Raw genomic sequence first — 23,244 nt, forward strand, 5'->3', positions numbered from 1 at the left:
TCCCATCCGGCCCTGCGGCCCCGGTGCGCAGCCATGACTCTCCGCCCGCCATGACTTCACACGCCACCAGCCCGGACGGCACCACGCCGGCCCCGGCCCGCGCGCTCGACGCCCGCGACTACAAGACGCTCGCCCTGTCCGCCCTCGGCGGCACGCTCGAGTTCTACGACTTCGTCATCTACGTCTTCTTCGCCACCGTGCTGGGCGCGCTGTTCTTCCCGGCCGACATGCCCGACTGGCTGCGCCAGCTGCAGACCTTCGGCATCTTCGCGGCCGGCTACCTGGCCCGGCCGGTCGGCGGCATCGTGATCGCGCACTTCGGCGACCTGCTCGGCCGCAAGCGCATGTTCACGCTGTCGATCTTCCTGATGGCCGCGCCCACGCTGGTCATCGGCCTGCTGCCCACCTACGCCAGCATCGGCGTGGCGGCGCCCCTGCTGCTGCTGGCCATGCGCGTGCTGCAGGGTGCGGCCATCGGCGGCGAGATGCCCGGTGCCTGGGTGTTCGTCGGCGAGCACGTGCCCGCGCAGCGCTACGGCTTCGGCGTCGGCACGCTGACCTCGGGCATCACCGGCGGCATCCTGCTGGGCTCGCTGGTGGCCGTGGCCATCAACCGGCACTACGCGCCCGAGCAGGTGAGCGACTTCGCCTGGCGCATCCCCTTCATCCTCGGCGGCGTGTTCGGGCTGGTGTCGGTGTACCTGCGCCGCTTCCTGCACGAGACTCCGGTGTTCCGCGAACTGGCCGACCGCCGCAGCGTGGCGCGCGAGCTGCCGCTGCGCACCGTGCTGCGCGAGCACCGCGGCGCCAGCGTGTTCGTCGCGCTGCAGACCTGGGTGCTGTCGGCCGCGATCGTGGTGATCGTGCTCTACACGCCCACTTACCTGCAGAAGGTGCGCCACATCCCGGCCGCGCTCGCGCTCGAGGCCAATGCACTCGCCACCCTCATGCTGACCATCGGCTGCGTGATCGCCGGCTGGGCCAGCGACCGCATCGGCACGCGCGCCGTGATGCTGGTCGGCTGGGGCGGCCTGTTCGTGACCGCCTACCTGTTCTACGCCGGCCTGCCCGGCACGCCGGCCACGCTGTTCTGGCACTACGGGCTGACGGGCCTGTTCGTGGGCACCATCGCCACCGTGCCGATCGCCGGCGTGCGCGCCTTCCCCGCGCCGGTGCGCTTCACCGGGGTTTCGTTCGCCTACAACATGTCGTACGCCGTCTTCGGCGGACTCACGCCGGTGGTCCTCACGCTCTGGCTGCAGCACGACCCCATGGCGCCCGCGCACTACGTGGCGGTGCTGGCCGCGCTGGGCTTCGTGCTCGCGTTCTGCCCCCTGGCGGCCCACGGCCACCCCATGCGGGCTGGCGTGGCGCCGGCCGGCGGCGCGACAATGTCGCGATGAGCACCACCCGCCACGAACTGCTTCACGCATTCGACCTGCTGCTCGCTCCCGAGCGCTTCAAGGACTACGGACCGAACGGCCTGCAGGTCGAGGGCCGCACCACGGTGCGCAAGATCGTCTCGGGCGTGACCGCGAGCCGCGCGCTGATCGAGGCCGCGATCCGCGCCGAGGCCGATGCCATCTTCGTCCACCACGGTCTGTTCTGGCGCGGCCAGGACGGCCGCGTCACCGGCTGGATGAAGCAGCGGCTGGCGCTGCTGCTGAATCGCGACGTCAACCTCTTCGCCTACCACCTGCCGCTCGACGCGCATCCCGAGCTCGGCAACAACGCGCAGCTCGGCCTGCAGCTCGGCCTGCTGGCGCATCCCGGATCGGCCGGGCGCTTCGGCGAGCAGGAGCTGGGCTTTCTCGGCGGCCTCGAGGACGGCGAGACCCTGGCCAACGCGAAGGCGCTCGCCGTCCACGTCGAGAAGGTGCTCAAGCGGCCCGTGACGCTGGTCGACACCGCCCATCGTCCGATCAAGACCATCGCCTGGTGCACCGGCGGCGCGCAGGGCTACTTCGAGGCCGCCATCGCGGCCGGTGCCGACGCCTTCATCACCGGCGAGATCTCGGAGCCGCAGGCCCACTACGCGCGCGAGATGGGCGTGGCCTTCCTGGCCTGCGGGCACCATGCCACCGAGCGCTATGGCGCGCCCGCCGTGGCCGAACACGTGGCTGCACAGCTCGGGCTTCAGCACGAGTTCATCGACATCGACAACCCGGCATGACGAGCGCCGGTTCCGCGAGCGGCAAGCCCGTTGCCATCACGCTCGGTGACCCGGCCGGCATCGGGCCCGAGATCATCGGCAAGGCGTTTCGCGATGCACCCGAGGCCACGCGTGGCGCCTTCGTGGCGGGTGATGTGGGGGCGATGCGGGAGGCGTTGCAAGCCTTGTCGGAGCCAGGACGCCTTGCATGGCCCGTGGTCGAAATTGCTTCATCGGCCGAGGCGCTCGAGGTTCCGCCCGGTTGTGTGCCTGTGCTGCAGGTGATCGCGCCGCCGCAGGGTGTGGTCCATGGCCGCATCAGCGCCGAGGCTGGGCGCGCGGCGGGCGACGCGGTGGTCTGGGCAGCGCGGGCCGCGTTGCGCGGCGAGATCGCCGCCATCGTCACCGCGCCCTTGCACAAGGAAGCGTTGTCGGCGGCAGGATTTCCCTTTCCGGGCCATACCGAACTGCTGCAGGCCGAGGCCGCCGCGCATCTGGGCCGCAGCGTGGCCGAGGTGCCCGTGCGCATGATGCTGGCCAACGACGAGCTGCGCACCGTGCTCGTCAGCATCCACATGTCGCTGCGTCAGGCGATCGAGGCCGTCATTTTCGATGGCGTGCTCGAGACCTTGCGCATCACTCACCATGCGCTCTCGCGCACCCTGGGCCGCGCACCGCGTATCGGCGTCGCGGGGCTCAATCCGCATGCCGGGGAGGGCGGACTCTTCGGGTCGGAGGAGCAAGAGATCATCGTGCCGGCCATCGCCGCGGCGCGCGCCGAAGGCATCGCCGCTGATGGGCCGCATGCGCCCGATACCGTCTTCATGCGTGCCCGCGCGAAGCGGCCCGGCGTGGCCGATAGCGGCGAGTTCGACGTGGTGGTGGCGATGTACCACGACCAGGGACTGATCCCGGTGAAGTACCTGGGCGTGGAGAAGGGCGTGAACGTCACGCTCGGGCTGCCGCTGGTGCGGACCAGTCCTGATCACGGGACGGCGTTCGATATCGCGGGCACCGGCCGCGCGGATGCGTCGAGCCTGATCGAGGCGTTGCGCATGGCGCGCGCGCTTGCCGGTATCTGAGGGATGCGTGACCCGTGCCGGGCCACGCTGCGTTTCAGGGGCGCTTGAGGCTGTCGCGGATCTCGCGCAGCAGCACGACGTCTTCGGGCGGTGCGGCGGGAGCGGCCGGCGCGGCTTCTTCCGTGCGGCGCAGGCGATTGATCTGCTTGACCATCATGAAGATGATGAAGGCGAGGATCACGAAGTTGACCACGATGGTGATGAAGTTGCCGTACGCCAGCACCGGCACGCCGGCCTTCTTGAGGTCCGCCAGGGTATTGGCGACACCCGCCGGCGCCGTGCCCAGCACCACGTAGAGATTCGAGAAGTCCAGCTTGCCGAACACCAGCCCGATGACCGGCATGATGATGTCGGCCACGAGCGAGTCGACGATCTTGCCGAAGGCCGCGCCGATGATCACGCCGACCGCCAGGTCGACGACATTGCCCTTGACGGCAAACTCCTTGAATTCGCTGAGGATGGTCATGGTTGGGAGGGTGCGGGAGCACTGGGGTTGAGAGAGGCGCCAGTATGCACGGGAGGCTGGGGTGTTCCGCGTGGCGCAGTGCCTGAGCCTCATGAAGTCCTTCACAAAGCTGAATCGAATCTGGATTTCTGCCGGCGCGACAGATCGCCCGGTGACCCGATGGAATCCAATTTGTTGCTAGTTGTTTCCGGTTCTGCTCGGACTGAGGCAAGCCTTCGCCTCTTGGCACTCCCTCAAGCGGGGGATGCGCGAACTTTTTCGCAACTTTACATTCACGCGGACGGCCTTCTCAGCCAGGTTTTTCGTGGGTGTCGAGCAACGTTTCCCCACGGAAAATGGTAACGACGTAGGGATCGCTAACACTTTGGCAATGCTACGAAGGTTATAAAAAAGTCTTCTTCATCGAGTAGATTGGTTTGCTGGGAAGGGGGTGTTGAAACGAGAGAGACCAAAGGACTCGCCTATGATCGACCTGTCGAGCAAGGGTTGGACACAATCTTTTGCAACTCACAAGCCGGGATAGCAGTCGTCACGTGCAGCGACAATGCCGGGTTGGCCTGGGGGAGGGAAATCCCGCAGGTCTCTTGACCAACAGCCAAACAGGGAGGCTGTCTGACCACCGCGTCAGAGGCCAGGCGCAGATGCGCCTGGGGGTCTGGGTTGTTCAACAATCAATCAGTCGTGCGACAAGGATCGTTTTGAGAAGACGCTATGTGCACCCCATTGGGCCAGCCAATCATTTGGTTCGGGTTTTGTTGAGGTAGGGCTTGTCCCGAATTCGAAATTGACGATGGCGAAAATTGACTTTCCGTGGGGGTTGAAATTGAAAAAGAATACAAACATCTTGAACTCGGTGTTGCTGGCAACGACACTCATATTGCAGGGCTGCGCAATTGCACCCGGCATGGGAGGGGTGGAGCCGTATGACTCGGCCGTATCACTTCCTAATGATTTCCGCTATCTCCCCGACGGAGCCCCCGAAGGAGAAGTAACACCTATTTCTCTCGCACTCGTCCGTACTTTGGCTGAGGCCTCTCCCAAAGGCGTTCCCCCGGAGGTAGAAGCTCTCTTTGGCAAGCCCAGTCGTTACACCATCGGTTCTGGTGACGTGGTAGGGGTGATTGTCTATGACCATCCGGAATTGCTGCCAAATGCCGGTGCCGTTATTTCGCAGTCCGCTGACCCCACCGGAGTCCAGGTTGCTCCCGGCTTTATTGTTGATGCGGACGGGGAGATTGCATTCCCGTACGTCGGTCGTGTCAGGGTGGCCGGGTTGAGTGAAGGCGATGCATCTGATTTGATCGGACGCTTGCTGAAGCCGCATATTCGGGATCCCCAGGTCACGGTGCGGATCCAGTCTTTCAGAAGTCGGCGTGCCTACGTCGAGGGTGAAGTGCGTGCGCCGGGATCACAGATCTTTACCGATGTACCGATGACTTTGAATGAGGCAATCAATCGTGCAGGCGGAATCACCGCCAATGGGAATCTTTCTGCCCTAACTCTGATTCGAAACGGGAAGTCGACATTAATTGATATGACTAGTCTTCGGGAGGCGGGATATGACGGCAACAGTATCCCATTAAAAAACGGAGATACGGTTCGGATAGCCAGTAGAGAAGACTCCAAGGTCTTTCTCATGGGCGAAGTTCTAGCACCGCTTGCTTTGCCGATGCGCAGTAATGGCCGCTTGAGTCTTAGCGAGGCACTCGGTGAAGCGGGAGGACCAATGAATGCGACTGCAAGTGCCGGTCAAATCTATGTCATTCGTCAAGGCGCGACAGGAGCTCCCGCCATCTTCAACCTCAATGCAAAGAATCCGGCAACGCTTGCCATAGCTAGTCAATTCAGATTGCAATCGCAAGATGTGGTCTATATTGATTCCGTACCTTTGGTCAAGTGGAATCGGGTTGTGAGCTTGATTTTGCCTTCGGCGTCCGTGACCAATACGGCCAGTGAAATCTATGTCAGGCACCGATAGATCGCCCGATCTGGCGTTTGACTCAATCAAATAAAAATGGCGCGAATCGTGCCCTAGGTTACGCTGGTGAAAAGAATTTTATTCGTTTTTGGAACTCGACCCGAAGCCATCAAAATGGCGCCGTTGGTCAATTGTTTGAAGAAGATTCCCGCATTCAATGTCAGTGTCTGCGTGACAGCGCAGCATCGAGAAATGTTGGATCAGGTGATGAGTCTTTTCGGAATTTCTCCGGATTTTGATCTCAATTTGATGAAGCCTGGCCAGGATTTGACGGATATCACTTGCGGTGTGCTCGGTGGTTTGAAGAGAGTTTTGGCGGATTTGCAGCCGGACGCGATGCTCGTACATGGCGATACCTCTACCACTTTTGCGGCATCTTTGGCGGCTTTTTACCAAAAAATCTCAATAGGGCATGTCGAAGCTGGATTGAGAACCGGTAATCTCTACTCTCCCTGGCCGGAGGAAGCCAATCGAAAGCTTACTAGTGCATTAGCGCGTTGGCATTTTGCGCCTACGGAAACTTCGCGCAGAAATTTGCTCGCAGAAGGGCTTGCGGAGGAGCACATCCACGTTACCGGCAATACGGTCATCGACGCGCTATTGGAAGTGCGCCAAAAAATAAGAGGCGACCGCCATTTGCAGAACTCCCTCGGTGATAGTTTGGGCTCGATCGATTTGAAAAAAAGAATCGTACTGGTCACGGGTCATAGGCGGGAAAATTTTGGAGAAGGATTCGAGCGGATTTGCCACGCTCTGCTCAAAATTGCCGACAGCTACCCGGATGTTCAAATAATCTATCCGGTTCATTTGAATCCACAGGTTCGGCAACCGGTGAATCGTATTCTGGGGAATAAAAGGAATATTCAATTGATCGAGCCGCTCGATTACTTGCCCTTTGTATATCTGATGGACCAAGCGACGCTAATTTTGACGGATTCGGGTGGAATCCAAGAAGAGGCGCCATCGCTTGGCAAGCCCGTTTTGGTGATGCGCGACACGACTGAGCGGCCGGAAGCGGTGGCTGCCGGCACCGTGAAGCTCGTGGGGACAGATCCGAACCGAATCTTTGAGGAAAGCTGCCGACTGTTATCGGATTCCTCAGCGTACGAAGCAATGGCTGTTGCTCACAACCCCTATGGCGATGGCCAAGCCTCCTTGCGCATAGCTCAAGTTCTACTTGCCTCTTGATAGGCGTATTCTATTTTTTGATCTCTTATGAAATTCAAGACGATTTCGGTCATCGGTCTCGGCTATATAGGGTTGCCTACGGCTGCAATTTTTGCTTCTCGTAAGCTGGATGTCGTCGGGGTAGATGTAAATCAAGAAACGGTGGATACGATTAACAAGGGGAAGATCCATATCGTAGAGCCCGATCTGGACATGGTCGTGCACGCCGCCGTCACAGAGGGCTACTTGCGTGCTGTCAATCGACCCCAGCCGGCCGACGCTTTCCTCATTGCGGTCCCTACCCCATTCAAAGCAGAGCATCAGCCTGACTTGGACTATATCGAATCTGCTACTAAATCGATTGCGCCGGTACTGAAAAAGGGTGATCTCATAATATTGGAGTCGACGTCGCCTGTCGGAACGACGGAGCAAATGTCTGCTTGGCTCGCTGATCTAAGAAGTGATCTAACTTTTCCTCAGACGCACGGGGAAAACTCGGATATTCGTGTTGCGCACTGCCCCGAGCGCGTGTTGCCCGGGCATGTGCTTCGGGAGCTGGTTCAAAATGACCGAGTGATCGGTGGCATGACTCCAAGGTGCTCTGAGGCCGCAAAAAATCTCTACAAATTATTTGTGGAGGGAGATTGTGTCATCACAAATGCACGCACTGCCGAAATGTGCAAGCTCACGGAAAACAGTTTTAGGGATGTGAATATTGCCTTTGCCAATGAGTTGTCGGTAGTCTGCGACAGGCTGGGCATAGACGTATGGGAATTGATCGGACTGGCGAACCGTCACCCGCGAGTTAACATATTAAAGCCGGGGCCTGGTGTCGGGGGGCACTGTATCGCCGTAGATCCTTGGTTTATCGTTAGCGCTGCTCCGCAGCAGGCCCGACTGATTCGTACTGCTCGCGAAGTAAATGATTTCAAGCCGGAATGGGTGCTTGAAAAGATCGAAGCAGCCATTGCGAGGCACCTCGAAGTGGGCGCGGATAGAGATATCAAGCAAATAACCATTGCTTGCTTTGGGCTAGCGTTCAAGCCTGACATCGACGACTTGCGAGAAAGCCCGGCGCTTGAAATCACCAAGCGCATTACCGAGCTAGGGGTGGGCACAATTCTGGTGGTTGAGCCAAATATAAAATTAATTCCCTCGATGCTTCAAGGTAAGGTGAGACTTGTCGAAATCGAAGAGGCCCGGGCGAATGCCGACATCGCCGTAATAATGGTCCCGCACAAAGAATTCAAGAATCAGGATAAATCGAGCTGGAGTGAATTTATAACGGTGGATGCTTGCGGAATAAGCTCTTAAGCGGGTTTGAAAACAACTCAAGAATGTTCGGTGGAAGATTTTCTGTGCCTATGTTAATTGAGTGCTGAAAATAGCTTTGACCAAATTTCAATATTCACTGAGCTGACGATTCTTAATGACCTCTAATTTCATTCATGCATTGGCAGATGTTCAGTCTCCCAGCATTGGGGCAGGTACCCGGGTTTGGCAATTTGCAATAATCTTGAAAAATGCCCGCCTTGGGGATGATTGCAATATTTGTTCGCATTGCTTCATAGAAAATGATGTCGTGATTGGTGATCGCGTCACAATTAAAAGCGGGGTGCAGCTTTGGGATGGCCTGCGAGTTGGCAGCGACGCATTCATTGGGCCTAATGTCTCCTTTGCGAATGATATATTTCCACGCAGCCGTCAAAAGCCCGAAAAATTTCTAAATACCACCATTCGCGAAGGTGCATCCATAGGGGCGGGCTCGGTCATTTTGCCGGGGTTGGAGATTGGTCGAAATGCGATGGTGGGCGCGGGTGCGGTGGTCACTCGCTCGGTTCCACCGAATGCCATCGTCGTCGGAAATCCTGCAAAGATCGTGGGATATGTAGATGCACCCAAAAGAGAGACAGATGCTCTGCAAACCGACGCGGGTAGTGAAATGCCACCGGCGCCTAGTCGTGTTCGGGGGGTTAGTTTGCATAAACTCCCCCGGGCAATAGATATCCGCGGCAGCTTGACGGTAGGGGAGTTCGAGCGCACCGTCCCCTTCTCGGTGAGGCGCTATTTTTTGGTATTTGATGTACCGAGCGCGGAAACAAGGGGAGAGCATGCACACCGGGAGTGCCATCAATTTCTCGTTTGCGTCAGCGGTCGCTGCTCCGTCGTTGCCGATGATGGAAAGAGTCGACAGGAATTCTTGCTCGACAACCCGAGCACGGGTATTTACCTTCCGCCAATGACCTGGGGTATTCAGTATAAATATTCTGCAGACGCAGTTCTGCTGGTTTTTGCATCGCATTACTACGATAGCGCTGATTACATCCGGAATTACTCCGAATTTCAGCAGATGATGGGTGTATGAAATGATTTCCTTTTTGAATCTAAAGGCGCCCTATTTTGAACTGAAAGAAGAGCTGGATGAGGCCATTCAACGAGTGATCGGCTCGGGTTGGTTCATTGGTGGAGAGGAAGTCGTCCGTTTCGAGGAAGACTATGCGAAATACTGCGGCGTGAAGTATGCGATTGGTGTCGCCAATGGTCTAGATGCACTGCATCTCGCACTGCGTGCGATGGGTGTAGGTCCTGGCGATGAGGTCATTGTTCCGAGCAATACATACATTGCCACATGGCTTGCCGTAAGCCAGTGTGGCGCGATTCCAGTGCCCGTCGAGCCAGATGCTCGAACTCACAATATTGACGTCAGTCTCATAGAAAGAGCCATCACTTCAAAAACCAAAATCATTCTTCCGGTGCATCTATATGGGCAGCCAGCCGATGTTGACGGTGTGCTTTCCATTGCTCAAAAGCACGGATTGAAGGTATTGGAAGACGGCGCTCAGGCTCATGGTGCGTTGTATAAGGGAAAGCGATTGGGAGGGCACGGGGACGCGGTTGCATGGAGTTTTTATCCAGGAAAAAATCTCGGCGCAATGGGCGATGGAGGGGCTGTCACGACGAATGATGAAGCCATTGCGGACCAACTTCAGGTACTTCGAAATTATGGTTCCCGCGTCAAGTACGTGAATGAAGTAAAGGGCTATAACAGCCGCTTGGACCCTTTGCAGGCAGCAATTTTGAATGTCAAACTCAGGTATTTAGATGAATGGAATCTGCGGCGAAATGCTATTGCCCGATTCTATCAAGATGAGCTAAATAATCTTGAATTCAAGCAGCCCTATGTTCCCGAATGGGCCGAGGCCGCTTGGCACCTGTATGTGATCGAGCACGCCGAGCGTGATGATCTTCAGAAATACCTGAAAGAAAAAGGAGTGGAAACCTTAATCCACTATCCGATTCCACCGCATCTGCAGGCGGCATACGCAGACATGCAAAAGCCTAAAGGGAGCTATCCCCTGGCGGAAAAGATGGCGAATCAGGTGTTGAGCCTTCCAATTGGGCCTCATTTGACCATGGAGCAAGTCGCCGTGGTGACGAGAAGCTTGCAGCAATATGCAGGCAAATAACTCCTATCGCCAAATTATTCGCTCTACGAGTATTGTAGGCGCTGCGTCTCTAGTCAATGTGGCTATCAGTTTGGCCCGCATGAAGGTGGTCGCGGTTTTGCTCGGACCTGTTGGAATCGGACTTATCGGGCTCTATCAGAATCTTATCGCAACAGCGTCGATGATTTCCGGTGTAGGAATCAGCAATGTCGGAACCAGGCAAATAGCCCAAGCCAGTAAAGGCGAAGCCATCGAATCACTCGGTGATGTGCTTGCCGCGTTGATCATCGGGGCTTTTGCTCTGTCGATTATCGGCTCGTTGGTGTTCTGGTCATTGCGGATTCCATTGTCGACCTATGTTTTGGCTGATGGTCAGAAATCTACCACCTTGGGATGGTTGAGCCTGGGCGTAGGGTTCACGGTCGTTGCGGCTACCCAAGTCGCAATACTACAAGGGTTTCGAAAAACCATCGACATCGCATTGCTTTCCATAACGTCCGCGGCGTTGTCCAGTTTATTGGGAGTTTGCGCAGTTTATTTTCTGGAAATTCGAGGGATTTTGCTATTTACTCTGGCCGTTCCTGCTTCGAACTTGATTCTGGGAGTCTGGTATTTGGCGAGAGTCAGTGAAGTTCGGCCGAAAAAGAAAAATTGGAAAGCGATGGCGGGGCACTGGCGGTCGTTGGTGAAACTGGGCGTCCCTTTCATGGTGGCCGGATTGCTTGCGACGCTGGCGCAATTGCTTGTGCGGATTGTTGTTCAAAAAGAATTGGGCGCAAGCGCGCTCGGAAATTTTCAAGCCGCTTGGCAGATTTCCATGACTTATGTTGGACTCGTTCTCATAGCCATGGGTACAGATTACTACCCGAGGCTGACGTCGGTCATCGATGATAGAGCTGCTGCAGTACGGATGGCAAATGAACAAGGCGAGGTCGCACTTTTGCTTGCAGGGCCAGCTTTGATTGTGATGTTGGTGCTCGCGCCATGGATCATTGAGATCTTGTATTCAAAAGAATTCGTATCTGCAGCAAGCATACTTCGATTGCAGGTGATTGGAGATTTCCTGAAGATAGCAAGCTGGCCTCTTGGATATGTCCTTCTTGCATCGGGCGATGGGCGCCAATATTTGGTCACAGAAGCGGTTGCTTATGGCTCCTTGGTTGTTTTTACGGCAATTCTTCTGCCGATTTTCAATTCGGAAGCGACCGGCATCGCATTTATCATGATGTATATGATTTACTTGCCTTTTGTTTACTGGGTGGCTGGGAAAAAGATTGATTTTCAATGGAGCCGCCGGGTAAAAATTCGATTTTCCATCTTGCTGGCTGCAGTAGTGGGTTGCTTGATACTCGTCACTTACTTTCCTCGGGCTGGCATTCCAGTCGGGCTGTGCGTGGCCGCGGGATTCGCCGGCGAGGCTTTGAATTACATGCGACGCCTAGGGTTGCTGCGGTTTTCGAAAAACCCTTTTCGCCGATTGTGATGGGGATGGAGATCGAAAATACATGAGGCTCGTATTTTTCTATCCAAGTAAAGGAGTGGGCGGGGCTCAGATGCTTTTTGCGAGAATTGCGGAGGCCCTTGCATCCAAGGGATTCGCAATCGTGGTTGTGGACTTTGATGGTGGATATATAAGCGATTATCTGAAAGCTCAAAGAGTCGAGTTCTTGCACGTTTGCCTCGAAAAGACCGGACAGTTCTCTTGTAGCCCTAAAGATTTTTTGCTCTTGTCACTTTCGATGATTTTTAGATTCGAAGGTCACCTGATACCTCATCAGGAAACCAGAATGGCGTTCTGGGATCTGCATCCGTACAATCTCATAGAAAATACGGCGTTTTCTTATTTTTATAAGAAAGCCATGAATTCGAAAGTGAAGTGGTTTTTCCGGAAAGTGGAATCGACTCATATATCGAAAATTGCTTCGATGATCGATTTTCTAACCGAAAAAAATGCCTTGTACTTCATGTGTCGAAAAAATTACTCGATCAACAAGGATTTTTTTAATTTCCGCGCATCTCCTTTGTACCTCCCTATCGCGTTGCCTGTAGAGGACGGTCCGGGATTTATTTCTCCGGCAAGAAAGGGGGGGCGGCAAGAGGAGACGAGTGGATGCTCTCGCTCAGAACCCTCTGTCCTCAATGTCGGTTGGATCAGTCGTCTCGATTCGGACAAAATTCCGTTATTGAATTTGTTGCTGTCGGATGTCGATCGGTTCTCTTTCGAGAAGAATGTCAAAGTCGTTTTTCATGTCATCGGCGAAGGATCTGCCGTTGATGAAATATTGAAATTCTCGAGTTTCGAAATTCGAATGCTGGGGAGGGTCGAAAAAGATGCACTTTCTCGATATATCGCAGAAGAAATCGATGTCGGATTTTCGATGGGGACTTCGATTCTTGAATTCGCTGCGAGAGGAAAGCCGGCCGTGATGGTTCCTGGGCCAACTCAGTACGAATTTTTCAAAAAGGATCTTCTTCGCTATGTTTGGCTTCCGGATGCGGAAGGATTTGATGTTGCCGTCGAGGAATATTATGATGCAGACAGGCGAAATTCTTTCAAGGCGGTGGTGGATCTTTATCAAGAAAATCCGGCCGGTCTAGGTCAATCTTGCAGAGACTACGTGATAAGAAATCATGATCTTCGATCCGTGGTCGAGGATTTGGCACTGAAATTCGATCGAGCCAATTTCACGTACTTTCACTATAAGAACGAAAGAATATTTTCCCGGGGACTGCTCGACCTCGTATTGGGGCGTTTGAAGGTCTTTGCAAAATCCGTGCTCGCAACATATAAGCGAGCCTGAGCGTCGATTCTGAGCGTCTCAATGAAATATATAATTTTAGTATTGGCAGTGGTGGGGGGGAAATTTTTCTTCTCGATATTGTCCATTCTTGGGCTCAATTATGAAGGCTCGGCCGATAGCCCCGCATACATGATCTATACGGTGGCAATTTCCATGCTTGTCGTTGTCATCTATGCATTTCGTTTGCTGCGCATAGGCGGGATTAGAAAGATTGAAGGGCGGCTCTTCTTGGTCCCACTGGGCCTGCTTTTATGGTTTCTGTTGGAAACGTTTTTTTCTGGTGAACCCTCAGATGAGGCACTCAAGACGGGTGGGTTCTTTTTGTTGTGGTCTTTGCCGGCGATGCTGTGCGGATTTTGCCTGGCTCAAAACCAAGATCTCTCGAAAAGTTTCAAATATTTTGAGTTGGTTGGTATATTTTTTACCTTATCAGGTTTTGCCTCCGTCGTTCTTCCTTTTTTGAGTGGATCTGGTTTTGAGACTGTGGCGGGCGCGAGTTATCAAACCATGTCGTATATTGCGGCAATTGCATTTGGTTTGAATCTGAATTTTTTGTTTTTGGGAAAAAGTCCAAGCAGATTTAAATTTGCAAATACAAAAACATACCAGGTCATCGGAATTTGTGTGTTGCCTTTTCAGCTAGCGTCGGTCGTTATCCCTGGTGGGCGCGGCGCAACGGTTCTAGTGTTGCTGTATATATTGTTGATTCCCTTAATTTCCTACGGGGCCATCGGGGGGCGCAATAAAAATCGAATGCTCTTCGTTTTGGGTGCCTTGTTTTTGATTGGTGTATTTTATCTTCCCGCATTTTTAATTGGCAACGATGTTGCTTCAACGGGTCTTGAAAGAGCGTTTCAATTTTTGGGGAGCGATGGCCAACTCGACTGGGAAGGGTCCTCAGGGCGGGATGTTATTTACTTCAAGGCGTTGAGTCTTATCTCAGAGAGACCTCTGCTAGGCTATGGACTGTTTGGCTTTTCCGAGTATTTGGGAGCTCCATATGCGCATAACGTCGTCTTGGATTTGCTTCTGAGCGGAGGCCTCGTTCTCCTGCTGATGGTCGTTGCCATGTTCTTCTTGCTCGTTGTGCGAACCAGGTTTGCCATACGCACCGATGAAAAAATCTCGATCATCGTGGTGCTGCTGATTTACGCCCTGGTATCGCTAATGTTCAGCGGCACGTTCTTGGTCGCGCCAGAGCTCTGGTTCTCGGTTTTTTTGTTATTTGCATGGCGAGCGAATGCACGCCTTTCGCCTTGAAAATATTTAATCGAAACTATCAAGTTCAGCGAACGCAGAGGTGCTTCAAGGCTGTTATATAAGCACTTGGGCGAATCAAAAAATGAAAAAAAGAATTCTTGTCGTCTACCCTCATTTGCCACACTACCGGTACGGGGTTTTCAGATTATTGTCGCTTTCTGAAAAATATGATTTCGAATTCGCGGCGGGTAACTCCAGTCCGGATGGTTCGATACCTTGCTTGACGCAGGAAGATGTCGGTGGATACCTCGAGCTGCGCAATCGTTGGATCGGCTCGTTGTTATGGCAGCACGGTTTGGCTGGTCGTATTTTGAGCGGGCGTTATGATGGTGTGATTTTTTTAGGAAACGCCTCATACCTTTCGACTTGGATTGGCGCCCTTCTTGGAAGATTCGTTGGGTCCAGAATTTTCTTCTGGACTATCGGGTGGCATCGAGTCGACAAGGGGCTCAAGAAGTATTTCAGAAATTTTTTCTATTCGCTGGCAGACGGCTTGATGCTTTATGGCCATACGGGAGTGGAGCTTGGGGCTCGAAATGGTTTTGGAGGAAGGAAGCTTCGGGTCGTGGGAAATAGCCAAGAATCAAAAGTAGGCGGTGATTTGCTCATGCCCGAGCATGAAGTTCAGCAGTTTTTGGAAAAACTTCCGAAAAATAATTCGCCGAAAGTGGGGGCCATTGTTCGGCTGAATCATGTCAAGAGACTGGATTTGCTTATCGAAGCGGTTGCGGCTTTGAACGAACAAGGTCATGAATTTGAGGTGCTTCTGGTCGGCGAAGGGCCTGCTCGCGAAGAATTAAAGAAAAAGGCGGAACGGCTCGGTGTCCGGTTATTCATGCCTGGATCTGCCTATGATTCTAGGCAGATCAAGGCTTCGTATGAATTGATTTCGGTGACTGTTATCCCTGTCTGGGCGGGGCTTTCGGCAATTCAAAGTCTTGTGCATGGGCGCCCCGTTGTGACCACGGATGATATTACGCAGCAGGCACCAGAATCCGAATGCATAAAACAGGGAATTACGGGCATGCTTTTTGAGGAAGGATCGATACAAAGCATGGCTAGATGCATTTTGGATTGTCATGCCATGGGAGAGAATATCGAGGAATTCAGGAGCGCTGCTAAGAAGGAATTGGATGCAAGGTGGACGGCGGATGCCCATGCAAGGGCTATTGAAGCTGTCTTGGATGAGAATTTTGGTGCACTCCGTCCATTGTTGTCCTGAGATTGATTTGAAACAATGTCGCTTTATCAAATCCGTCGTCATATTATTATGTGGTGCAAGCGGCGAATTTACAGCTTGCATGGGATTCATCCGACTTTTTTCATGGCGGGGCGCAGCACCGTCTCCCGCGATTTGATTGCCGGTGAATACGGATTCATGGCTGCGGGATGCCATATATGTCCCAAGGTGACGCTGGAAAAATATGTGATGTTGGGGCCCAGGGTCGTGATAACTGGAAAGGATCATCGATTTGACATTCCAGGTGTTCCTATGATTTTTTCCGGGCGCCCCACGTTGGAGCCTACAGTTATCGAGGCTGATGTTTGGATTGGTCAAGGGGTCATCGTGATGGCCGGAACGAGAATCGGACGGGGGTCGATCGTTGCGGCGGGTTCGATTGTTACGAAAAATATCCCGTCCTTTGAAATTCATGGGGGCGTTCCGGCGAGAAAAATAAGAAACAGGTTCGAAGCGCAAGAAGATATTCAAATGCACGATGCCATGCTGAATGGTGCTGCGATTCTTGGGGAGTATTGTGCTCCTCTTGGGGATTGATAGATGTATTTTTCAAATAAAGTGTTATTGATCTCGGGGGGCACTGGCTCCTTTGGGAATGCTGTGCTCAAGCGGTTTGTAGATACGGATATCGGGGAAATTCGTATTTTTAGTCGCGACGAAAAAAAACAGGATGACATGCGCAAGCGCTATAATCATCCAAAGTTGAAGTTTTATATCGGGGACGTTCGTCATCCTCGCAGTGTTGCGGCCGCCATGCGCGGCGCCGATTTTGTTTTTCACGCGGCGGCTTTGAAGCAGGTGCCTTCTTGCGAATTTCATCCAATGCAGGCGGTGCTTACAAATGTGATCGGCACTGAAAATATTTTGGAGGCCGCGATTGCTGCAGGAGTCAAGCGGGTAGTTTGCCTGAGTACTGACAAAGCGGTCTATCCCATTAATGCAATGGGTATCAGCAAGGCGATGATGGAAAAAGTCATGGTCGCCGCGAGTCGAAATCTGGAGAGTACGCAGACCGTCATTTGCGGCACTCGCTACGGTAATGTTATGGCCTCCCGCGGTTCGGTGATTCCACTGTTCGTGCAGCAGGTCCTAGCGGGAAAGCCTATTACCGTCACGGATCCAACGATGACCCGCTTCATGATGACGCTGGAAGATGCCGTCGAGCTGGTGCTGCACGCTTTCGAGCACGGCAACAATGGCGATATCTTTGTGCAAAAGGCTCCGGCAGCTACTGTGCACGTACTCACGCAGGCCATCCTGGAATTGATGCGCAGGCCTGACCACGAAGTCCGCGAGATCGGTACACGCCATGGCGAGAAGCTCTATGAGGCACTCCTGAGCCGGGAGGAGATGGCTTGTGCTGAAGATCAGGGCGGGTACTACCGTGTGCCGCCCGACGGTCGTGACCTGAACTACGCCAAGTACGTGGAGCAGGGGGAGCAGCGTATCACTCGCAGCACGCACGGTGAGGATTACAACTCGCACAACACCACCCGCCTGGACGTGGAAGGCATGAAGAAGCTGTTGCTCAAGCTTGACTTCATGCAGCGAATTGCGCGCGGCGAACCCGCTGAAGCAGAGGGCTGAGACAATGAAGGTGTTGATCACCGGAGCCGACGGATTCGTTGGCAGGAATCTACGGCTTCACCTGGCCGAGCGCGAGGACGTGCAGACGACCTGCTTTACCCGCGATAACAGCGTGGAGGAACTGTCGGTATTGCTCCAGGACGTGGACTTCGTATTTCATCTGGCAGGAGTCAATCGTCCGCAAGATCCGCAGGAATTCGCCACGGGAAATGCGGGGCTCACTCAGAGCCTGTGTCGCGCCGTGGGTGCCTTGGCGGAAGCAACTGGCAAGAAGGTGCCGATTGTCTACACATCTTCGACCCAGGCGTCACGCGAAAATCCTTATGGCAGTAGCAAGCGCAATGCGGAGGAAGCGCTGCGGGCTGTATCGCTCGACCTTGGCGTTCCCGTGCATGTCTTCCGTTTGCCCAATGTGTTCGGCAAGTGGTGTCGGCCGAACTACAACTCCGCCGTGGCCACGTTTTGCCACAACATCGCGCGCGACATCCCCATCCAAGTCAACGACCCGGCAGCGGCAGTCACATTGGTGTACATAGACGATGTCATCGAGCGCTTCGTCCAGTTGATGGATGGTGCGGACGCAATGGTGGATGCGGATGGCTTCGCCACTGTCGCTCCGCAATACACGACCACGGTGGGCGAACTGGCGCGGCAGGTCCAGTCGTTCAAGGGCAGTCGCGACACTCTCATGACAGAGCGCGTGGGAAAGGGGCTGACACGAGCTCTCTATTCGACCTATGTCAGCTACTTGCCGCCTGAGTCGTTCGCGTACACGGTACCGCAGCATGGAGACGCGCGCGGCGTGTTCGTCGAGATGCTGAAGACGCCTGATGCAGGTCAGTTCTCGTTCTTTACCGCGCATCCGGGCATCACACGGGGCGGCCACTACCATCACAGCAAGACCGAAAAGTTTCTGGTCATCAAAGGGCGTGCGCGTTTCAAATTTCGGCATATGCTGACTGGCGAAACTCATGAATTGCTGACCGCCGGCGACAAGTCGGAGATCGTCGAGACCGTTCCCGGTTGGACGCACGACATCACGAACATCGGTGCCGAGGAAATGGTTGTCATGCTGTGGGCCAATGAAGTGTTCGACCGTGCGCGACCGGATACCTTCGTTTGCCCGCTATAGCTCGGGGACCTTGGAGCTACTTCAATGAAAAAACTCAAAGTCCTGACCGTGGTCGGCACACGGCCCGAAATCATTCGCCTTTCGCGCGTGCTGGCTCGGCTCGACGAATATTGCGACCATGTGCTGGTGCATACCGGCCAGAACTATGACTACGAACTCAACCAAGTCTTCTTCGACGACCTGGGCGTACGCAAGCCCGACCACTTTCTGAACAGCGCGGCAAATGCCACCAGCGCTGCGCACACTATCGGTAACCTCATCATCGCGGTAGACCAGGTTCTGGGTGAGGTACAGCCAGAGGCGATGCTGGTGCTTGGCGACACCAATAGCTGCCTTTCCGTGATTCCGGCCAAGCGCCGCAAGATTCCAATCTTTCATATGGAGGCGGGAAACCGCTGCTTCGACCAGCGCGTTCCCGAAGAAACCAATCGCCGCATCGTGGACCACACAGCGGATATCAATCTGACCTACAGCGCCATCGCGCGCGACTATCTCTTGCGTGAGGGACTGCCGCCGGATCTTGTCATCAAGACCGGCAGCCCGATGTTCGAGGTGTTGACGCACTATCGTCCGCGCATCGAATCCTCCGATGTGCTCGAGCGTTTGGGTTTGCAGCCAGAGCATTACTTCGTGGTGAGCGCCCATCGCGAGGAGAACATCGAGTCGCCGCAGTCCTTTGCGAAGCTGGTGGCAATTCTGAATGCCGTGGCCGAGGACCATGACTTGCCGGTCGTCGTCTCTACCCATCCGCGCACGCAAAAGCGCATCGATGCGACGGGAGCGCGGTTTCACAGGCAGGTGCGCTTGTTGAAGCCGCTGGGCTTTCATGACTACGTCAAGCTGCAACTATCGGCGCGCGTCACGCTCTCCGACAGCGGCACGATCAACGAGGAATCGTCGATTCTCAATTTTCCGGCGCTGAATCTTCGCGAAGCACATGAGCGGCCCGAAGGAATGGAGGAGACCTCGGTCATGATGGTGGGACTCGAACTTGACCGCGTGCGTCAGGGACTCGCGATTCTGAAAAGTCAGCCGAAGGGGGAGGTACGCAGCCTGCGCCTGGTGGCGGACTACAGCATGCCCAACGTGTCGGACAAGGTGCTGCGCATCGTCCACAGCTACACCGACTACGTGAATCGCGTGGTCTGGAAGAAGTACTGAAGCATGGCAATTCGCGTGCTGTTGCTTACGCAGTGGTTCGATCCCGAGCCGACTTTCAAGGGCATCGTGTTCGCCCGCGAATTGGTGCGCCAGGGTTTTGAGGTCGAAGTGCTGACGGGCTTTCCTAACTACCCGAGCGGAAAGGTATACCCGGGCTACCGAATCAAGCTGCTGCAGCGTGAAGTGATTGACGGTGTGCAGGTGACTCGCGTCCCTCTCTATCCCAATCACGACCAGTCCGCGATCAAGCGGGTGCTGAACTACGCGAGCTTTGCCGCATCGTCGTTCGTCTATGGGTTGCTCATGGCGCGGCGGCCCGATGTGATCTATGCATACCATCCGCCGCTCACCATCGGGATCACGGCAGGGCTGTTGCGGCTCTTGCGGCGTGTCCCAGTGGTCTACGACATCCAGGACATGTGGCCAGATACCTTACGTGCCACCGGCATGATCAGCAACCCCCGGGCCTTGAGCGTGGTAGCTTCGGTGTGCCAGTGGGTGTATCGGCGTGTCGACTACATCGCGGTGCTTTCACCGGGCTTTAAGCGTCTGTTGTCTCAGCGCGGCGTCCCCGACGTCAAAGTGGAAGTGGTCTACAACTGGGCCGATGAGGTTGCACTCGGTTCGCCCCAGGGTCATCCTCCCGCGAGCTTTCCGGGGCCGGAGCGACTCCGCGTCCTGTTTGCAGGGAACATGGGCAAGGCTCAGGCGCTGGATACCGTGCTCGATGCGGCTGCTCTCCTGCAAGCGCGCAACGCCCGGGTGTGTTTCGTGCTGCTGGGCGGTGGCGTCGAGGCGGCTCGGCTCAAGCAGCGGGCCATCGATCTGCAATTGGACAATGCGATTTTTCTACCCCCAGTGCCGATGTCGGAAGTGGGCGCCTTGTTGAATGCAGCCGAGGTTTTGCTGGTCCATCTACGCAAGGATTCGTTGTTCGAGATCACGATTCCTTCCAAGACGCAGGCCTATATGGCCGTGGGCAAGCCGCTGTTGATGGCGGTTGACGGCGATGCGGCAGCGTTGATTTCGCACTCGGGCGGTGGCGTGGTCGTTGAATCCGAAAATGCCCAGTCGCTCGCCGACGCGGCGGAAGCGCTGGCGGCGATGCCTGCCGATGCCCTGGCCACCATGGGACGTCAAGCGCAGCGCTACTACCGAGAGCAAATGTCCTTGCAGGTCGGCGTCTCTAGGTTCGGTGCCATCTTCAAACGGTTGGCAGCTGGGTGAGGTAGCAATGAAGCGTTTTTTTGACATGATGCTTGCATGCTTCGCATTGCTGCTCTTCGGCCTTCCGCTGTTGTTCCTGACATGGCAGGTGCGCCGCAAGCTGGGTAGCCCTGCATTCTTTCACCAGATGCGGCCAGGGCTGGGTGGGCGTCCCTTCAATATGGTCAAGTTCCGCACGATGACCGATATGCGTGGCGCGGGCGGCGAGCTTCTGCCAGACGCAGACCGCCTGACTCCGTTTGGCCGCTTCCTGCGTGCCAGCAGTCTTGATGAGTTACCCGAACTCTGGAACGTGCTCAAGGGTGAGATGAGCCTTGTCGGACCGCGTCCGCTGCTGATTGACTATCTGCCGCTCTACTCCTCAGAGCAAGCCCGCCGCCATGAGGTGCGCCCTGGTATCACCGGCTGGGCCCAGGTCAACGGGCGCAATGCACTGAGCTGGGAGGAGAAGTTCAAGCTCGATGTCTGGTACGTCGACAATCGCTCGTTCTGGCTGGATATCAAGATCCTGTGGTTGACGGTGCGCAAGGTGCTTGTGCGTGACGGGATCAGCGCGGTAGGAGAAGCAACAATGCCTAGATTCGTGGGCTCAGAAGCTGGAGACAAACGATGACGCTGCCCCTTTTCGCGGTTTATGGCGCGAGCGGCTATGGCCGAGAGGTGATGCCCTTGGCGCGCGAGCAGTTGAGGCGCCAAGGTGTATCGGCCGAGCAACTGGTGTTTATTGATGACAACTGCGAGGCGAAGACGATCAACGGTCAACGCGTGCTCAGCTATACGGAGTTCGTGCAGATCGAAGCCAGCTCACGGCATGCGGTGCTCGCCATTGCCAATAGCACGGTGCGAGAAGAATTGGCCGCTCGCTGCGCGGTGGACCAAGTGCTGCCGTGGAAGGTAGTTGCCGCCAATGTGGTGATTCTCGACGATGCGGCTTTAGGGCACGGTGCCATATTGAGCCCCTTTGCCATGCTTACCTCGAATCTTCGGATCGGGCGGCACTTTCACGCCAACATATATAGCTATGTTGCGCATGACTGCGTCATTGGCGATTTCGTGACCTTTGCCCCCGGCGTGAAGTGCAATGGCAACGTCGTTGTCGAGGATCACGCCTATATCGGAACCGGGGCGGTCATCAAGCAAGGCAAGCCAGGCCAACCTCTGGTCATCGGTCGAGGCGCGGTGATCGGCATGGGGGCTGTCGTGACGCGCGACGTGGCTCCCGGCACCACTGTGGTCGGAAATCCGGCCAAACAATTTCTCAAAGGTTGATCTCCTGTGCTGAACACTCCCTTCTCCCCCTGGCCGAGCTTCACTGCTGACGAAGCCGACGCCGTGCAGCGTGTACTTCTGTCCAATAAGGTCAACTATTGGACAGGCCAGGAATGCCGCGCGTTTGAAAAGGAGTTTGCTGCCTGGACGGGCACCTCGCATGCACTGGCGCTGGCCAATGGAACGCTGGCTCTGGATGTGATCCTGAAGGGTATGGGCATCGGACCCGGCGACGAGGTGATCGTCACGCCGCGCACCTTTATCGCCAGCGTGTCTTGCGTGGTGAATGCAGGGGCGACGCCGGTGTTTGCGGATGTAGAAGCCCAAAGCGGTAACCTTTCCGCGGAAACTATCGAGCGGGTTGTAACGCTGCGCACCAAGGCTGTCATTTGCGTGCACTTGGCGGGTTGGCCTTGCGACATGGATCCGATCACGGCATTGGCAGATAAGCACGGCTTCAAGGTAATCGAAGACTGTGCCCAAGCGCATGGTACCCGCTACAAGGGGCGTTCTGTCGGTTCCATCGGGCATGCGGGAGCTTGGTCGTTCTGCCAGGACAAGATCATGACCACGGGGGGAGAAGGTGGCATGGTCACTACCAATGATGAATCGTTGTGGCGCGTCATGTGGGAGTACAAGGACCATGGCAAGAGCTTCGAGGCCGTGTATGAGCGCAAGCATCCGCCAGGTTTTCGCTGGCTGCACGAAAGCTTTGGCACCAATTGGCGCATGCTTGAGATCCAAGCCGTCATTGGTCGCATTCAATTGGAGCGGATGACCGGGTGGACGGCGCTTCGCAGGCGCCATGCAGAAGCGTTGTGGAATGCGGCCCGCCCCCATGTTGCAGTGCGGGTTCCCGATTTTGCGAGCCACGAGGCGGTTGGCAGCGTGCATGCGCACTACAAATGCTACTTGTATGTGCGGCCAGAGAGCTTGGCTCAAGGCTGGACGCGCGACCGTATCATCGATGCTATCCAGGACAACGGGGTACCCTGCTACCAGGGATCCTGCTCCGAGGTGTATCTGGAGCGTGCGTTCGACGGCACGAACTGGCGGCCAGCGCAGCCACTACCTGTTGCGCGTGAGCTTGGCGAAACAAGCCTGATGTTCCTGGTGCACCCAACCTTGACGTCCGTCGAGATTGACAAGAGTTGCAGCGTGATCTCGCACGTGCTGGAAGAGGCAACTGCTTGAACCGCGTATGTCGCTGAGTGCTCTTTGGGCCAGTATCGGCAACAGGGGCGCAAGGCGACTGCTGTCGTTCTTGCTTTGCCGT

21 protein-coding genes are annotated in these 23,244 nt (G+C 55.5%); 20 read left to right on the forward strand and 1 reads right to left on the reverse strand.

Annotated elements, in window-relative coordinates; genetic code table 11:
- Window positions 1-50: 50 nt before the first annotated feature.
- From AC27VN_RS00370 to pdxA, 3 genes are read left to right on the forward strand one after another with little or no spacing between them, the layout of a single operon-like run.
- Entirely contained in the window at window positions 51-1,403 is a 1,353-nt protein-coding gene (locus tag AC27VN_RS00370; protein WP_490875200.1) for an MFS transporter, read from the forward strand.
- Complete coding sequence (locus AC27VN_RS00375; RefSeq protein WP_208511629.1) at window positions 1,400-2,173, forward strand: Nif3-like dinuclear metal center hexameric protein; 774 nt, start codon at window positions 1,400-1,402, stop codon at window positions 2,171-2,173. The genes AC27VN_RS00370 and AC27VN_RS00375 overlap by 4 nt, the downstream gene beginning before the upstream one ends.
- Window positions 2,170-3,234, forward strand: a complete 1,065-nt coding sequence (pdxA, locus tag AC27VN_RS00380) for a 4-hydroxythreonine-4-phosphate dehydrogenase PdxA (RefSeq protein WP_490875201.1) — start codon at window positions 2,170-2,172, stop codon at window positions 3,232-3,234. The genes AC27VN_RS00375 and pdxA overlap by 4 nt, the downstream gene beginning before the upstream one ends.
- Before the next feature lie 34 nt (window positions 3,235-3,268).
- Here pdxA and mscL read toward each other — a convergent pair whose 3' ends face one another.
- Window positions 3,269-3,700, reverse strand: coding sequence for a large conductance mechanosensitive channel protein MscL (mscL, locus tag AC27VN_RS00385; protein ID WP_490875202.1), 432 nt, complete (start codon window positions 3,698-3,700; stop codon window positions 3,269-3,271).
- A 904-nt stretch (window positions 3,701-4,604) separates the two neighbouring features.
- On the opposite strand from mscL, the gene AC27VN_RS00390 reads away from it, so the two are divergent.
- The 17 genes from AC27VN_RS00390 (at window position 4,605) to AC27VN_RS00470 (ending at window position 23,162) form a co-directional block, all read left to right on the forward strand.
- The gene (locus AC27VN_RS00390; protein ID WP_490875232.1) at window positions 4,605-5,678 is read left to right on the forward strand and encodes a polysaccharide biosynthesis/export family protein; all 1,074 of its coding nucleotides are present in this window, start codon (window positions 4,605-4,607) and stop codon (window positions 5,676-5,678) included.
- 66 nt (window positions 5,679-5,744) lie between these two features.
- Window positions 5,745-6,866 carry a non-hydrolyzing UDP-N-acetylglucosamine 2-epimerase gene (gene wecB, locus AC27VN_RS00395; protein ID WP_490875203.1) on the forward strand — a complete coding sequence of 374 codons (1,122 nt, stop codon included), beginning with the start codon at window positions 5,745-5,747 and terminating at the stop codon, window positions 6,864-6,866.
- Window positions 6,867-6,893: 27 nt separating this feature from the next.
- A complete protein-coding gene (gene wecC / locus AC27VN_RS00400) occupies window positions 6,894-8,159 on the forward strand; it encodes a UDP-N-acetyl-D-mannosamine dehydrogenase (protein WP_490875204.1) in 1,266 nt (421 codons plus the stop codon).
- Window positions 8,160-8,274: 115 nt separating this feature from the next.
- Window positions 8,275-9,210 carry a WxcM-like domain-containing protein gene (locus AC27VN_RS00405; protein WP_490875205.1) on the forward strand — a complete coding sequence of 312 codons (936 nt, stop codon included), beginning with the start codon at window positions 8,275-8,277 and terminating at the stop codon, window positions 9,208-9,210.
- Between the two features lies 1 nt (window position 9,211).
- On the forward strand, window positions 9,212-10,312 hold the full coding sequence (locus AC27VN_RS00410; RefSeq protein WP_490875233.1) for a DegT/DnrJ/EryC1/StrS family aminotransferase: 1,101 nt from the start codon (window positions 9,212-9,214) through the stop codon (window positions 10,310-10,312).
- Window positions 10,299-11,774 carry an O-antigen translocase gene (locus tag AC27VN_RS00415; RefSeq protein ID WP_490875206.1) on the forward strand — a complete coding sequence of 492 codons (1,476 nt, stop codon included), beginning with the start codon at window positions 10,299-10,301 and terminating at the stop codon, window positions 11,772-11,774. Before AC27VN_RS00410 ends, AC27VN_RS00415 begins: the two co-directional genes overlap by 14 nt.
- Window positions 11,775-11,796: 22 nt before the next feature.
- Entirely contained in the window at window positions 11,797-13,092 is a 1,296-nt protein-coding gene (locus AC27VN_RS00420) for a glycosyltransferase family protein (RefSeq protein ID WP_490875207.1), read from the forward strand.
- Window positions 13,093-13,113: 21 nt separating this feature from the next.
- A complete protein-coding gene (locus AC27VN_RS00425; RefSeq protein ID WP_490875208.1) occupies window positions 13,114-14,352 on the forward strand; it encodes an O-antigen ligase family protein in 1,239 nt (412 codons plus the stop codon).
- Window positions 14,353-14,434: 82 nt separating this feature from the next.
- The gene (locus AC27VN_RS00430) at window positions 14,435-15,574 is read left to right on the forward strand and encodes a glycosyltransferase family 4 protein (RefSeq protein ID WP_490875209.1); all 1,140 of its coding nucleotides are present in this window, start codon (window positions 14,435-14,437) and stop codon (window positions 15,572-15,574) included.
- A 15-nt stretch (window positions 15,575-15,589) separates the two neighbouring features.
- Window positions 15,590-16,129, forward strand: a complete 540-nt coding sequence (locus AC27VN_RS00435; protein ID WP_490875210.1) for an acyltransferase — start codon at window positions 15,590-15,592, stop codon at window positions 16,127-16,129.
- Window positions 16,130-16,132: 3 nt separating this feature from the next.
- Window positions 16,133-17,179 carry a polysaccharide biosynthesis protein gene (locus tag AC27VN_RS00440; RefSeq protein WP_490875211.1) on the forward strand — a complete coding sequence of 349 codons (1,047 nt, stop codon included), beginning with the start codon at window positions 16,133-16,135 and terminating at the stop codon, window positions 17,177-17,179.
- 4 nt (window positions 17,180-17,183) lie between these two features.
- A complete protein-coding gene (gene wbjC, locus AC27VN_RS00445; RefSeq protein ID WP_490875212.1) occupies window positions 17,184-18,311 on the forward strand; it encodes a UDP-2-acetamido-2,6-beta-L-arabino-hexul-4-ose reductase in 1,128 nt (375 codons plus the stop codon).
- 24 nt (window positions 18,312-18,335) lie between these two features.
- Window positions 18,336-19,472 (forward strand): non-hydrolyzing UDP-N-acetylglucosamine 2-epimerase, encoded by a 1,137-nt coding sequence (wecB, locus tag AC27VN_RS00450; protein WP_490875213.1) that lies wholly within the window; start codon window positions 18,336-18,338, stop codon window positions 19,470-19,472.
- Window positions 19,473-19,475: 3 nt separating this feature from the next.
- Window positions 19,476-20,699: a glycosyltransferase family 4 protein gene (locus AC27VN_RS00455; RefSeq protein ID WP_490875214.1), complete on the forward strand. Its 1,224-nt coding sequence runs from the start codon at window positions 19,476-19,478 to the stop codon at window positions 20,697-20,699.
- A 7-nt stretch (window positions 20,700-20,706) separates the two neighbouring features.
- Complete coding sequence (locus AC27VN_RS00460; RefSeq protein ID WP_490875215.1) at window positions 20,707-21,312, forward strand: sugar transferase; 606 nt, start codon at window positions 20,707-20,709, stop codon at window positions 21,310-21,312.
- Window positions 21,309-21,968, forward strand: coding sequence for a NeuD/PglB/VioB family sugar acetyltransferase (locus AC27VN_RS00465; RefSeq protein ID WP_490875216.1), 660 nt, complete (start codon window positions 21,309-21,311; stop codon window positions 21,966-21,968). Before AC27VN_RS00460 ends, AC27VN_RS00465 begins: the two co-directional genes overlap by 4 nt.
- A 6-nt stretch (window positions 21,969-21,974) precedes the next feature.
- Window positions 21,975-23,162 carry a DegT/DnrJ/EryC1/StrS family aminotransferase gene (locus AC27VN_RS00470; RefSeq protein ID WP_490875217.1) on the forward strand — a complete coding sequence of 396 codons (1,188 nt, stop codon included), beginning with the start codon at window positions 21,975-21,977 and terminating at the stop codon, window positions 23,160-23,162.
- Window positions 23,163-23,244 lie beyond the last annotated feature (82 nt).

The sequence above is a fragment of the Variovorax sp. 20P10.2.4 genome (assembly GCF_058244205.1).